Source organism: Mannheimia bovis (genome assembly GCF_014541205.1).
GTDB classification, from domain to species: domain Bacteria; phylum Pseudomonadota; class Gammaproteobacteria; order Enterobacterales; family Pasteurellaceae; genus Mannheimia; species Mannheimia bovis.
On the sequence record NZ_CP061280.1, the window covers coordinates 1,460,595 to 1,474,045 of the forward strand.

The 13,451-nt window shown below is 41.0% G+C and carries 21 protein-coding genes; all 21 read left to right on the plus strand.

From position 1 onward, the window contains the following. The first annotated feature begins 411 nt into the window (after positions 1–411). Positions 412–648: a hypothetical protein gene (locus ICJ55_RS07250; RefSeq protein ID WP_188156204.1), complete on the plus strand. Its 237-nt coding sequence runs from the start codon at positions 412–414 to the stop codon at positions 646–648. Beyond that, entirely contained in the window at positions 641–1,210 is a 570-nt protein-coding gene (locus ICJ55_RS07255) for a lysozyme (RefSeq protein ID WP_188156205.1), read from the plus strand. The genes ICJ55_RS07250 and ICJ55_RS07255 overlap by 8 nt, the downstream gene beginning before the upstream one ends. Then, complete coding sequence (locus ICJ55_RS07260) at positions 1,183–1,533, plus strand: DUF2570 domain-containing protein (protein WP_188156206.1); 351 nt, start codon at positions 1,183–1,185, stop codon at positions 1,531–1,533. The genes ICJ55_RS07255 and ICJ55_RS07260 overlap by 28 nt, the downstream gene beginning before the upstream one ends. Next, entirely contained in the window at positions 1,478–1,702 is a 225-nt protein-coding gene (lysC, locus tag ICJ55_RS10755; protein ID WP_425168879.1) for an Rz1-like lysis system protein LysC, read from the plus strand. The genes ICJ55_RS07260 and lysC overlap by 56 nt, the downstream gene beginning before the upstream one ends. Then, positions 1,703–1,960: a hypothetical protein gene (locus ICJ55_RS07265; protein WP_188156207.1), complete on the plus strand. Its 258-nt coding sequence runs from the start codon at positions 1,703–1,705 to the stop codon at positions 1,958–1,960. It begins immediately after the preceding gene. Between the two features lie 150 nt (positions 1,961–2,110). Next, complete coding sequence (locus ICJ55_RS07270; RefSeq protein ID WP_188156208.1) at positions 2,111–2,623, plus strand: terminase small subunit; 513 nt, start codon at positions 2,111–2,113, stop codon at positions 2,621–2,623. Continuing rightward, on the plus strand, positions 2,604–3,962 hold the full coding sequence (locus tag ICJ55_RS07275; RefSeq protein ID WP_188156209.1) for a PBSX family phage terminase large subunit: 1,359 nt from the start codon (positions 2,604–2,606) through the stop codon (positions 3,960–3,962). Before ICJ55_RS07270 ends, ICJ55_RS07275 begins: the two co-directional genes overlap by 20 nt. Position 3,963: 1 nt before the next feature. Continuing rightward, positions 3,964–5,184, plus strand: a complete 1,221-nt coding sequence (locus tag ICJ55_RS07280) for a phage portal protein (protein ID WP_188156210.1) — start codon at positions 3,964–3,966, stop codon at positions 5,182–5,184. Next, positions 5,174–6,757: a phage head morphogenesis protein gene (locus ICJ55_RS07285; protein ID WP_244141765.1), complete on the plus strand. Its 1,584-nt coding sequence runs from the start codon at positions 5,174–5,176 to the stop codon at positions 6,755–6,757. Before ICJ55_RS07280 ends, ICJ55_RS07285 begins: the two co-directional genes overlap by 11 nt. A 112-nt stretch (positions 6,758–6,869) precedes the next feature. Next, positions 6,870–7,928 carry a DUF2213 domain-containing protein gene (locus tag ICJ55_RS07290; protein ID WP_188156211.1) on the plus strand — a complete coding sequence of 353 codons (1,059 nt, stop codon included), beginning with the start codon at positions 6,870–6,872 and terminating at the stop codon, positions 7,926–7,928. Between the two features lie 11 nt (positions 7,929–7,939). Further along, positions 7,940–8,383: a structural cement protein Gp24 gene (locus ICJ55_RS07295; protein ID WP_188156212.1), complete on the plus strand. Its 444-nt coding sequence runs from the start codon at positions 7,940–7,942 to the stop codon at positions 8,381–8,383. Positions 8,384–8,462: 79 nt separating this feature from the next. After that, positions 8,463–9,410 (plus strand): DUF2184 domain-containing protein, encoded by a 948-nt coding sequence (locus ICJ55_RS07300; RefSeq protein ID WP_188156213.1) that lies wholly within the window; start codon positions 8,463–8,465, stop codon positions 9,408–9,410. Next, complete coding sequence (locus tag ICJ55_RS07305) at positions 9,410–9,580, plus strand: hypothetical protein (RefSeq protein ID WP_188157736.1); 171 nt, start codon at positions 9,410–9,412, stop codon at positions 9,578–9,580. Before ICJ55_RS07300 ends, ICJ55_RS07305 begins: the two co-directional genes overlap by 1 nt. Before the next feature lies 1 nt (position 9,581). Then, positions 9,582–9,935 (plus strand): DUF4054 domain-containing protein, encoded by a 354-nt coding sequence (locus tag ICJ55_RS07310; protein WP_188156214.1) that lies wholly within the window; start codon positions 9,582–9,584, stop codon positions 9,933–9,935. Next, positions 9,922–10,365 (plus strand): phage virion morphogenesis protein, encoded by a 444-nt coding sequence (locus ICJ55_RS07315; protein ID WP_244141766.1) that lies wholly within the window; start codon positions 9,922–9,924, stop codon positions 10,363–10,365. Before ICJ55_RS07310 ends, ICJ55_RS07315 begins: the two co-directional genes overlap by 14 nt. Further along, on the plus strand, positions 10,365–10,718 hold the full coding sequence (locus ICJ55_RS07320) for a hypothetical protein (RefSeq protein ID WP_188156215.1): 354 nt from the start codon (positions 10,365–10,367) through the stop codon (positions 10,716–10,718). Before ICJ55_RS07315 ends, ICJ55_RS07320 begins: the two co-directional genes overlap by 1 nt. Next, on the plus strand, positions 10,705–11,211 hold the full coding sequence (locus ICJ55_RS07325; RefSeq protein WP_188156216.1) for a phage neck terminator protein: 507 nt from the start codon (positions 10,705–10,707) through the stop codon (positions 11,209–11,211). Before ICJ55_RS07320 ends, ICJ55_RS07325 begins: the two co-directional genes overlap by 14 nt. Further along, positions 11,198–12,274 (plus strand): DUF3383 family protein, encoded by a 1,077-nt coding sequence (locus ICJ55_RS07330; RefSeq protein ID WP_188156217.1) that lies wholly within the window; start codon positions 11,198–11,200, stop codon positions 12,272–12,274. The genes ICJ55_RS07325 and ICJ55_RS07330 overlap by 14 nt, the downstream gene beginning before the upstream one ends. 77 nt (positions 12,275–12,351) lie before the next feature. Further along, the gene (locus ICJ55_RS07335; protein WP_188156218.1) at positions 12,352–12,777 is read left to right on the plus strand and encodes a phage structural protein; all 426 of its coding nucleotides are present in this window, start codon (positions 12,352–12,354) and stop codon (positions 12,775–12,777) included. Continuing rightward, positions 12,777–13,229, plus strand: a complete 453-nt coding sequence (locus ICJ55_RS07340; protein ID WP_188156219.1) for a phage tail assembly chaperone — start codon at positions 12,777–12,779, stop codon at positions 13,227–13,229. Before ICJ55_RS07335 ends, ICJ55_RS07340 begins: the two co-directional genes overlap by 1 nt. Positions 13,230–13,246: 17 nt before the next feature. Next, entirely contained in the window at positions 13,247–13,432 is a 186-nt protein-coding gene (locus tag ICJ55_RS07345; RefSeq protein WP_188157737.1) for a hypothetical protein, read from the plus strand. The last annotated feature ends 19 nt before the right edge of the window (positions 13,433–13,451 follow it).

The following is a 13,451-nucleotide window of genomic DNA, read 5'->3' on the forward strand; positions in this document are numbered from 1 at the left end:
TTTCTCCCCCTACTTAGTTTCATTCAATTAGTACGCTGGGGAGCAAATTACTAAGAGAATGATAACTAGGATAATGCGGTAAAGCATTTGTTATCCCTCCAAAAAGTCGGTGAGATTAAAGGTCGTCACCGGCTCGTTTCCAGCAGGATTGCTGAAAACAAAATTATTATATGTTGGTTATCCAATATCGGCAAGCTAAAATTCTCTAAAAAGCCCATAGTTTTAATAAATTATGGCTTTTTGTATTTATTTGGCTAAAAAGTATTGCATAGCTTAAGTGTTAGGTGTATTATTTATGGTAAGTTGTGGTTCGTTGCATAGGTGATGAACTTGAAAGAATTTTACAGCCCTGAGCAGAAATGCTTGGGGCTTTTTTGTTGCCCCGAAATAGAGGGGTGGAGTATGTAGTTAATGAGAGATATGGGAACTCAAAGCTATATCTGGTCGGGTATTAGCACTTGGCTGGCTTGGCTTGGCGAGCAGCAAAATTTGATGTTGCTCAGTCTCGCTATCGGTATTGTTACCGCGATTGCAGGGCTTTTTCAGCGATTTTATGAATGGCGTAGGCGTAAGCGTGAAGATGAGCGAGCAGAAGAGCTTCATCAAGCGAAAATGACAAGATTGAGAAAGGGGTTAAGTGATGAGTAAAAGTCTTAAATATGGCGGTGGTATCGTTTGCAGTATTACCGCCATTATTGGTTTAGTGCAGTACCAACACCCCGAGATTCGCACCAATCAAGCAGGATTAGAGATTATCGGTAATGCTGAGGGTTGCAGACGTGATCCGTATAAATGCCCTGCCGATGTGATTACGGTTGGGATTGGTTCAACGGAATTTGGCGGTGAGAAGATTGTTCTAAATCGTATTTATTCGGATAAAGAAATTGCTGACCGCTGGGCGAAAGATTTAAAACTTGCCGAGAGTTGTCTTAATCACCATTTTAACGGTAAAAGTATGAACGAGAACCAATTTTCGGCAATGACTTCCGCTGTATTTAATATGGGTTGCTATAACCTGAGATTTTATCGGAATAAACAAGGTCAATATGTGCAGACTACCATCCATAAACTCGCAGTGAATAAACAATTTGAGGAGATGTGTCATCGACTACCTGACTTTATTCGTGCCAGTGGTAAGGTGTTGAACGGATTGGTTATCCGCCGTGAAAAGGAGAAAGCATTATGCTTAACTGGATTAGTGGCACGATAGCCATTGTGATTTTGGGCTTGGGTGTATGGTTGTGGGGTCAGTCTCAGATGATAGATAGCTTAAGAGCCGAGAGCCACGCACAAGCCCAAACCATTGAACAGCAACAAAAAGCCAATCAACGACTAGCTGACACACTAGAGCTAGAGCGACAAGCGGTCGAAAAAAGCCAAAAAATTGCAAATGAGCTGCGAAATAAAGTGGAGATTGTTCAAAATGAGATTAAATCAATACTGGCACAAGACAGTTGTGCTAAGGCTGATTTGCCTAATGGTGTTGCTGATAGCATTAAGCGGCTGCACCAGCAGAACAATCACAAACACTGAGTATTTATATCCGCCTGCGGCTTACCTTGTGCCGTGCGAGCGGACAGAATTTAGCGGCAATACCTACGGCGAGACGGTTGAGTATCTGATAAAAGTTATCGGAGAGCGTGATTTATGTGCTAGCCAGATTGACCGTATCAGACAATGGCAAACAGAGGTTAGCAAATAAATGTTCGGATATAAAACAAAAAAACAGTTAATTGCGGAAGGATACACGCATTACGGCAGTTTGTGGGGCGTACCTTGTTATATTGGCGATGTAGAAAGCGAAGCTCCAGTAATCGCTACCGCTAATTTTATTCCGCAATGGTTCTTAGATGTAGCTGATTGGATTATGTTCACAATGCACGATTTAGTGAATATGAATAATCCTAATGCAGAGCCGTTGATGTTCAAGATTTTGCTGAAAAAGCCAATAGAAGAGTGATTATAGAGGAGCTTAACCGCTCCTTTTTTATTTTAATGAAAAGTAAATGTTACATAATTTAGCTATGGTTTTGGGGTTGGTTAGATGAAATCCCGAGAAAATACCTAAGTGATGTAATCCAAATAGTACAAATATAAGGAATTTAACCCAATGACTAAAAAAGGCGAGGTTAAAGCCACGTCTAAAGGCGTGGGTAAATTGACCGATAAACAAAAGCGATTTATTGAAGAATACCTGATTGACTTAAATGCAACGCAAGCAGCGATTAGAGCTGGGTATAGCGAAGATACAGCAAAAGAAATGGGATATGAGAACCTCACAAAACCTCACATTCAAGAAGCAATCCAGCAAGCTAAAAATCAACGCTCAGAGCGAACTCAAATCACACAAGATGATGTGCTAAACGGATTGCTTGAAGTGATTGCAATGAGTACAGGCAAAAAGGTTGTCGTTGAAACTGATGTGGCAAAAAATGAATCTGGCAAATTAGTCGGATTCGATATCGCTAAAACTAAGTTTGAACCAGCCGCTGCGAATAAAGCACTTGAATTACTGGGTAAGCATTTGGGAATGTTTAAAGACAGAGTGGATGTGACGACAGGTGATAACCCACTGCCGACTGTAATTAATATCGAGTTCGGAAATGAACCAGAAAACAATTAGATTTCCGTTGAAGTTTAAGCCGCTATTTCAAGAGATTTGGCGGTTTATTATTTTTTATGGAGGGCGAGGCTCCGGGAAATCGTTCAACATTGCAAGAGCATTAATCATTCGTGCTTACCATAAGCCATTACGTATTCTTTGTTGTCGTGAAATTCAGAAGTCCATTTCTGATTCAGTTATTCAGATGTTGGCTGACCAAATCGAGATGCTAAATCTGCAATCATTCTTTGAGGTTCAGAAAACACAGATTATTGGACTTAATGGTTCTCGCTTTACGTTTGCAGGGCTTAAAACAAATATAACCAGTATAAAATCAATGACTGGCATTGATATTGTGTGGGTCGAAGAGGGGGAAAATGTTTCAAAAGATAGTTGGGATGTGCTTATCCCCACTATTCGTGAAGATGGCTCGCAAATCATTGTGAGCTTCAATCCTAAAAATATTCTCGATGACACTTATCAACGATTTATTGTAAACACCCCTGAACGTTGCAAATCTGTTTTGGTAAATTGGCAAGATAATCCATATTTCCCCAAAGAATTACTGGAAGATATGGAGCAAATGAAAGAGCGTGATTTCGATTTGTATCGGCACGTTTATGAGGGTGAGCCGGTAGCTGATAGCGATCTTGCAATTATTAAGCCTGTTTGGATAGAAGCGGCAGTTGATGCACACATTAAGCTAGACTTTACTGCAAGCGGTCGTAAGCGTGTAGGTTTTGATGTGGCTGATGATGGTTCAGACAGCAATGCTAACTGTTTTTCTTATGGTTCTGTAGTACTGGCAGTTGAAGAATGGAATGGCGAAGATGTAATAAGCTCCGCTCAATTAACGCATACCAATGCGATTAAGTGGCAGGCTGATGAAATCATCTATGACAGTATCGGTGTGGGTGCAGGTGTGAAGGCAGAGTATAAACGGCTGGAGACAGGCAAAATATTGTGTACCGGCTTTAATGCCGGAGCTTCGGTATTTGAGCCTGAAGAGTTTTACACACAGGATAAAACGAACGGCGATATGTTCGCTAATATTAAGGCACAGGCTTGGTGGTTATTGCGTGATAGGTTTTATAAAACGTGGCGAGCGGTTGAATTCGGCGATATTTACCCTGTTGATGAAATGATTAGTTTGAGTTCGGATATTCAAGGTTTGGATTACTTAAAAGCTGAATTATCCCGTCCTCGTGTCGATCACGATAATAACGGTAAAGTTAGAGTAGAGAGCAAGAAAGATATGCGTAAACGTGGCATTCCATCCCCAAATAAGGCTGATGCTTTAGTGATGTGTTTTGCTCCGAAAGAAGATGTATTAGCCCGTTATTTAGGATTAGGAAGTTAAAATGAATTTTAATCAAGACGGCTATTCTGATGCCTTAGGGCTAAATGATAAATTTCGCCGTAGTAAAGAAAATAACATTATTGATTTAGCCCGCTATGAAAATGGCGGACTGTCGGCTAAGGTGATTGATTTACCTGCGGATTTATCGGTTTCGCGTGGTATCACGCTAGAAGGTGATGAGGGTGATGTTTTGCTCTATGAGTTAGAGCGATTGGCATTTTTGCCTAATATGGCAAATGCCGTGCGTTGGTCTCGTTTATTCGGTGGTTCGGCGTTAGTGCTGATTACTGATGACGGTTTTTTAAATGAGCCGTTAAACATCGACCGAGTAACAAAGATTAGCGAATTAAGGACGTTTGGGTTGGATCAGATTTCGCCAACCTCAAAGCGTTATTTAGATCCGACTAAAACCAATTTCGGGCGGTATGAAAGCTATCATATTTCTACAGCTTTAAATGCTCAAATTGAGGTTCACGAAAGCAGAATGTTGTTTGTTTCGGGTGATCCATTGCCTGAGCGATTGAAAAACGGCATTCACTGGAAAGGGCGTTCAGTTGCAAATGTTTTCCAAAAAATAGCCTTTTATGAAGAAAGTCTGATTTTTGCAAAAGAAATCTTGAAGCGTAAGCAACAACCAGTTCACAAAATGAAAGGGCTTGCTACAGCGATTGCGAATGGTTTGGAAAATTCCGTCAGACAGCGTGTTACTTTTGTAGAGCAGGGGCGTAATTCGCTTAATGCGGTAGTCGTTGATGCTGATGATGATTATTCCATTATTAATGCTGATTTAGGCGGCGTGGTAGATGTACTTGATGAACTAAAAGTTGCAATTGCCTCTGATGTTTCTATTCCGGTATCGGTGCTTTTCGGGCAATCGGCAAAAGGGATGAACGCAACAGGCGAGAATGATTTTGAGGGGTTGTATGACCTGTGCGAAGGCATTCAGCAAAACAAAATTAAACCTGTGGCTGAAAAGTTACTTGAGATTATCGTTAAGCAAAAGCACATCAAAGCAAACAATGATTGGAAAATTACATTCCCGTCATTAAAAACACCTACGGATCAAGAAACGGCAAATGTAGAGAAAACCAAAGTAGAAACTGAGAATGCGAAGTTGAAACGGTTTGTTGATTTGGTTGATATGGGGGCTATGTCAGCAGACGAAGTGCGAAATCAATATTCAGAAGAATTAGGCTTAAAAGGTGCGTTAGATGAAAATTAAGAACATCAAGAGGAAGCCTAAGGTTTGGCTTTACCCGGTTGCGGTCGAGCGTGAATATGTGAAGGCGTTAGAGGCGATTACAGATAACGTGATTAATGAGGTTGATCAATTTTGCAAAAAACAACAAGAAAACTACCGCTTGTTGATTAGGCAAGATGGATTAAATGAGTGGCTGGAAGCAGTTTTTACTGAGCTACTCTCCGCAATGTTATTTTTCGTCTCTGATAGTGAAATTCAACGGCTAGTGAGTGGTTTGCTAGGTGAAGCTAATCGCTTTAACAAAAAGCAGTTCCATCAAATACTTAAAAAAGCCTATGGTGTGGATATATTCACTTCTGAGCAATGGCTGCTTGAGCAGCTGAAATTGTTTGAGTTACAGAATATTAATCTCATTAAGTCTATACCTGTTCAATTACACGAGAAATTGCGTTATAAATTTGTTGATGCGGTTCAGAAAGGTAGGCGATGGGAGGAAGTGGCGAAAGAGATTGAAGAATTAACCGGGACAACCAGAAAAAGAGCTAGATTGATTGCACGAGATCAAATCGGCAAGTTAAACGGACAACTTACCCAGCTAAGGCAAAGGCAAATTGGGGTTAAATCTTATATTTGGCGAACCTCTTTAGATGAACGGGTAAGGAAATTACACGTTTCACGAGAAGGCGAGAAATTCGATTGGGATAATCCGCCTAATGACGGACACCCGGGCGAAGCGATAAATTGCCGTTGCTATGCGGAGGCGGTTTTGCCTGATTTGGATGAGTTAATTTATCAAGGTAATACTGTTGCAACAATGAATAATAATGCAGAAAGTATTACTAAAAGTGCTATAATCCCAGCAACAACGGATAAAAAAAGAAACAATATGCGTAGCGAATGGGAAGATGACTTTCCTGATACAATAATTGATAGGAAATTAGGGGAAGCAACAGGACACCCTGATTATGCGAGTGCGAAAAGCGGGGATGTTATAGCTGCTTACAAGCTAGCTAATGATTTGGTGACTGATGAAGCTATTAAGAAATTAAAAGCAATAGTTAAATCTACTGATGATGTGGTTATTGTGCCTGTCCACGCTGAAGAAGCTGTGGGAATTAATATGATACCTTTAGCTGTTGCTAGAGTTATATCAGAAAAACTGAATATTCCAATTGATTTATCTATTGTTCAAGCCACGAAAGTTTCAAGGACAGGAGGAAATGGTTGGCATAGATTGGCAAATTCTCCTGCTTTTGATGGAGATTTTAAAAAAGGTAAAAAAGCCATTATTTTAGATGATACGCAAACTCAAGGTGGTACTTTAGCTAGTTTAAAAGGTCATATAGAAAATCTTGGTGGTAAAGTTGTTGGAACTTATGCTTTAACTGGAAAGCAATATTCGGTACAATTACGGCTATCCAACGAAACATTAAAAGAATTGCGAGGTAAATATGGCGTTATTGAACAATGGTGGAACAAAGCCTTTGGTTACGACTTCTCAAAACTTACGGAATGGGAAGCAAAATTTATCCTCAATTCAGGTAAAACACCTGACGAAGTCCGAGATCTTGTCTCTACGGCAAAGTATGGTTGATGCGTTTAATAAATTAGAACAAATCAGCCGAACATAATAAGTGAGTTAAGAAAAGCCCATAACATAAATGTTGTGGGCTTTTTGTTTATAGAGGGATTATTGGTGGTTTGATATGGTAATGCGTTATGACCTACAGTCGCTCAAGGCTGTTAGAGATGATAATGGGTTTATTCGAGATACCCCTGTTCTTACAAGGACAGGGGTTTTTCTTTATGTGCTTCCTGACGGCACTACACGGCGAGAGTATAGACCGCCTGAAGAAGTTTTTAAGGCGGATAGCCTTAAAGGGTTTGAAGGGATACCTATTACCGATGAGCATCACGGCAGAATAACGGGTGGCAGTTCTAAAAACTTAGTGATTGGCTCGGTGCTTTCGGCAGGGCGACAAGACGGTAAAAATCTTGTTGCAGATATTGTTATTCACAATATCGAGCCGGTACTTAAAGGGAAGAAAGAATTGTCGGTCGGCTATGAGGTGGAACTTGATGAAACAAGCGGTATTACAGAGGACGGCGAGCCTTACGATGTAATACAACGTAACATCAAGCCTAATCATTTAGCCATCGTAACAAAGGGGCGTGCAGGTAATGCTCGCTTGAATTTAGATTCCGCCGATGCGGTTCAAACAACGGAGAAAGAGAACGTGACTCAAAACGTAAGCGTAACACTTTCAACTATTCGCTTAGATAGCGGTATTGAATACCAAGCCGCCCCTGAAGTGATTGTTGAGATGAATAAATTAAAACAAGATAAAGCCGAATCTGAAAAGGCAACTGAAACTGCAAAAGCGGAAGCAGATACGGCAAAGGCAAAAATTGCAGAGCTTGAAAGCGAGAAAGAGCTGATTAAACAAGATGCTTATCAATCGGCTAAAGCTCGCTTAGAACTTGAAGCAGTAGCTAAAACGCACAAAGTTGAAGTGAAAGCGGATAGTTCAGATATTGAGCTAAAGAAAGCCGTGATTAAAGCAGTGCGTGGTGATAGCTTAAATCTTGAGGGTAAATCTGATGATTACATTTCGGCGGCTTTTGATTTAGCAGTATCAGAAGCCGAAGTGCGTGCGGATAGCGAAGCTAACCAACGTAAACAATTAACCACAGCCACAATGAAGCAAGACGGCAAGCAAGAATTGACAGGTCGAGCAAAAATGATGGCAGAGCGTAACAAGTAAGGAGCTAAATAATGGCAAAAATATATGACGATCGCCACGATGTTGCTTTTGCAGGTATGAAAAGCGATAGCCGATTTGATACCGTAGAAACGTTTGCGGCGGAAACGGATATCCCGTTTGGTGCAGTTGTAACGGTTGGCACTAAACCAAATCAAGCAAAATTAGGTGGCTCTAAAGCTGCAGGTATTGCGTTGCATACTCATACTAAGGCAATGAACACGACGTACACGAAATTTGATGCGGTAAGCGTATTAACTCGAGGTGTAGCGTGGTGCAAGGTAAAAGGCGAAGAAACAATCACAGAACGTGGTGCAGTTCAATTTGATGTGGCAACAGGCGAAGTGTCGGATAGTGCTGGCACAGCATTAACAAACGCCATTTTCCGAAGTGGTGTAATTGCCACAAAAGATGGATCAAAAATTGCGTTAGTCGAGTTACACGCTCCGCAAATCTAACAATTTAATACATTTCAACAAGCGGTTGAGTTTTGCAAATTTTTTGCAAGGTTCAGCCGCTTTTTTATTGGAGAAAACAATGGAATTTAAAGTGGATCAAGCTGAATTAAGCGAAATCAACAAAGTGCTATCTGCTGCCGGTGCATTTAACCAAGACGCAGGTATTTTTACTGCTCGCCAGTTGGAATATGTCCGCACCAAGATTTATGAAGAACAAATGCCACAGATGAACGGTTTACGTTTAGTGCCAATTTCAAGCGAAGCCCCTGAGTGGGCAGAAACGGTTGTGGAACGCATCTTTGATACCGTCGGTATGGCAAAAGTGATTGCGAACTATGCCGATGATTTACCTCGTGCGGACGTGGCAGCAAAAGAGCGTGCGGTAAAAGTAAAAGATATCGGTGCATCTTATGGCTTTAGCGTAGGCGAATTGCGTACTGCTTCGGCAATGGGTACTGATTTACCAACCTCAAAAGCTCGTGCAGCTCGCCGTGCGATTGAAACTAAGTTAAATCAAATCGCTTTAGTTGGAGATGCGGAATACGGATTAAATGGTTTTATTACTCACCCTAACTTAGGAGAAGTCTCTTTAGCTGGCGGTTGGAAAGCAGCAACGGCTGAAAAGGTGCTTGAAGAGATTGAAACCGTCATTAATACCGTGATTATGCAATCAAAAGGTGTTCACAACCCAACGCATTTGGTGATGAGCTTAACAGATTATCAAACTATCGGATCAAAACGATTACCTGACTCTAACGGAAAGACAGTGTTGCAATTCTTGAAAGAGAAATACACCGGTTTAACTATTGAGGGAATTTGGGAACTGGAGAAAGCAGGTGCAAGAGGCGATAAAAACCTTGTCATTTGCTACGAAAAGAACAAGGACAATCTTTCACTTGAATTGCCTAAAGACTTTGAGCAGTTCCCGGCACAAGAACGCAATCTTGAATTGGTAGTGAACTGTTTAGCTCGTGCTGGCGGCGTGTTCTTGCGTTATCCATTGTCAGCGATTAAAGCGGAGGTGTAATGATGTTGGTTAAAAACGTTGAGCCACGTTTAATTGTGGTAGAGGGAGTGTTTATTGCTCCAAACGAAACCAAAGAAGTCAATGATAAAGCCGGTGGTCTAGCCGGCTTAATTGATCGTGGCGTTTTAGTTAAGGTGGAAGCACCAAAAGAGCAGAAGAAGGATAAGTAAGATGAGCGTTCTAGGTTTTTTACAAGTCATTGCACCGAATTATGTGCGAGATGTTGAGCCTGAACGCATTAAACAACTTTTAACGCTTGCTGAGCATTATCGCCCCGAGTGTTTGCCTAATGATAAACAAGATTTAGCCGTTGCTTATTATGTGGCTTATCTTGTAGCTCAAGGAAATGAAGCTAAAGCTAATCCTTATGGGGTTACTTCAGAACGTGAAGGGGATATTTCTCGTACTTATTCTGCCAATCTTGCCAATTCGTCTAGGTTTTTAGCGAAATGGCAAGAGCTGAATGATATTTGCGTGCGTGTAAATGGCTCTATTACAGTAGGGTTTAATTATGGCGGTTGTTGATCGTGATTTAGGTTTTGCTGAGATTATGACCAGCCTTAAAAAATTAGGTGGAAAAGAAATCAAAGTGGGCATACAGGGCGATGAAGAGGCTGAGTATAAAAATGGCGTGAGTGTGATTGATGTGGCGATATTCAATGAATACGGCACGGATAAAATCCCCTCACGCCCTTTTATTCGGCAATGTTTCGCCCTACACAGCCAAGAAGCCTATGAACGTTTGAGAAAAGTGGTTGATTTTATCGAGCGTGGCGGAGATGTTGATTTAGCATTAGGTAATATCGGGCAATGGTATGAAGACCAAATGAAAAATGTCTTGATGACTTATCCTTGGAAGCCTAACAGCCCAGCAACCATTAAGTGGAAAGGTTCAAGCCGTCCGCTACTAAACACAAAACAGCTTCGTGATTCAATTCGTTATAAGGTGGAGTGATGTTAGGGATTACCTCATTTCGTAAAGAATATGAAAAAGTGGTACGCACAGAGGGGCAATATGTCAATGGCGAATGGATAGAGGGTGATGAAAGTATTTTGCCGTTTTCTGCCACCATTCAACCGCTTGCAATGGATAAGTTAAGTCCGCAGTTGCAAGGTCGGCATATTTCAAGTGCGATTAAAATCTATACGCAAGATTTACTAAACGTTGCAGGTGAAAACTTGATGAATGGCGATAAAGTTATTTTTGAAGGAAAGCCTTACGTTATTGTCAATCGGGCAACCTATCATTCTGGCGTATTAGAACATTATCGCTATCAAGCGATTAGGGTAAACGATGAGCCTGAATAAAACCATACATAATCTGTTGAGTGAGTTAGCTAAGGTTGAGGTCATTCGAGCCAATCAAAGCGGTAAACAGCCAACCAAACCTTTTATGACTTATGAGGTTAAGTGGGATAAAACACCAGACCATTTTCATTACAGCAAGATAAATACGCAAGGCGAGCAGGTAATTAGTACGCACGTTGAAAGCCTGCTAGAGGTTCAATGTTTTGGTGTTGGTGCAGTAGATAGAATGCGTGAGCTTTTAATTAAGTTAGCAAGCTATAACGAAAGGCTGAAATGGATTAATGCCGGTGTGGTAATCGTTAAAGAAGGCACGTTAAGTAACCAGCCATTCTTAAATGAAGCTCAAAAGTTTGAAGAGCGTGCAATCACTGAAATTTCGATTAGGCATAAGCTCGCCACAACAGATTTAATTGATTACTTCAACCGTGTAGAAATTACGGACGAAGATACAAAACAAACTCAAATTACAGGAGTAGTAAATGGCAAAGATTGATCGCCTAGCCAACGTAACTATTGATTTAGGGACAACGGCAATTGCAGGTAAATCTTTTAGTGATTTGTTGATTTTAGGCAAACATAAGCTGCCAAGAGTAACAAATCGAGTATTGATTTTAACTGATGCAAATGACTTGTTAGATATGGGGTTGAGTTCAACCGATCCGCTTTATGTTGCGGTGGCAACAGCTTTTTCACAGGTTACGCATATTTCACAAGTTTATGTCGGCAATATTGCAGACAGTGAAACCGTTGCGGAAGCGTTAGCTGCTTGTGCAAAAGAAAATAACAATTGGTACGGCTTAGCCCTAACCTCTCGTGTAGAAGATGAGGTATTACTTGCCGGAGCGTGGGCGGAAGCAAACCAAAAACTATTTATTACCGCCTCAAATGCGGTAGGTATTATTGATGCCGGCGAAGAGAGCGATTTAGCGAGCCAGTTCAAAACGAAGAATTTCTTCCGCTCTACCGTTATTTATTCGCATAAAGCTGATGTGGAATATCCCGAAGTAGCGTGGATGAGTTATTGTTTCACCTTCTACCCGGGAGCAGAGACGTGGGCGAATAAAAAATTATCGGGTGTTTCACATTCACCGTTGACCGAAGCTGAATTTGCGGCACTTAAAAAGAAAAACGCAAGCTCTTTTGAAAACTTCAATGATAGCTTCTCGATTACGCAGGGCGGTAAAGTTGCAGGTGGCGAATGGATTGATATTATCCGCTTCCGTGATTGGTTGGTGCAAGAAATCCAGATCAATGTAACCTCTACCTTGATTAATACTTACGGCAAAGTTCCTTATACCGATCAAGGGATTGAATTAATCGGTCAATCTGTGCGTAAAGCATTAGATTTAGGAATTGAGCGTGGCGGTATCGCACCGCTTGAGTATGACAACGATAAGAACGAAATCCCAAGTTATATCTTGTCATTGCCGAAATCAGCGAATGTGTCGGATAACAACAAAGCGAACCGTATTTTGCAGGATGTGAAATTCAAAGCTCGCTTGGCTGGTGCAATCCATCTAGCTGAAATCAAAGGCAGCTTAGGTTACTCAATGTAACAAATCGTATAGTTTACAAGCGGTTAAATTTGTGAAATTTTTTGCAAATTTAGCCGCTTTTTATTGGAGAAATTTAAATGGCATTAAAAACCTATTCCGCTGATCAAGTAACTGTATTGATTGGCGTACATATTGCATCAGGCTTGGCAGATGGCACATTCATTCAGATCGAAGAAATCGGCGATGGTGTGAGTTCTGTTGCAGGAGCTGATGGCGAAGTAGCTCGATCAATGAGTACCGATCCTCGCAAGAAAGTAACGCTAACCGTGCTTCAAACCTCAGATACAAATGACTATTTGAGCGGATTGTATCACCTAGACAAAACTACGAAAAATGCCACAGTGCCTATTACCGTGAAAGATTTGCGAGGTAGAACGATGTTCGCAGCAAGTACGGCGTGGATTACCAAAATGGCTAACGTAGAGTTTGGCAAAGAAGTAGGCTCTCGTGAATGGACGTTCGAAACCGCAGACGGAAAGCTATTTGTCGGAGGCAATGAATAATGGAACGTGAAGAAATTCAAATTGGCAATACGACTTTCTTTGTTCAGAAGTTTTCAGCTATGCGACAGCTTGAAATTTTCGGCGATTTGCAGAAAACGCTTTTACCTTCATTCGGTAAGCTATTGAATGGCTTCGGCAAGAACAAAGAAGATGACGAAAAAGCTGCCGAAGAAAGCGAAAAAGCATTTTTAGATGGATTAAAAAGCCTAAGTTCACAGTTGGACGGCAAAAGTTTAATTGCATTAGCTAACCAATTAATTCTGCCTGACTATGTAGCTTTCGTGCGTGATGATTTCAACAACGGCAATGATAGTAAATTATCAAAAGATAAATTTGATTATGCCTTTGATGAAATGGGTGATCTTGTTGAATTAGTCATTTTCATCTTAAAGCTAAACTTTAGCAGTTTTTTTACGAAATATCTCACCCGTCTTGGATCGGTGCGAGAGTAAAAAGCGATATCCCCCCTGTGGGTAAATATTCTGAAACGATCGAGCGTGAAATGATTGCGTGGCGGCCGTTTTTAGCTGGAAAAGTAACGCTATCCGAGCTGAATACACCGGGTATCACAGATATGGGGGAGTTACTGAAAATAAACCGCTTGCTAGATGCTATTGATGCAATGGAAGAAAAGCAAGCTGAGAAATGGAAGTAATTAAATAGATTTTTAACCG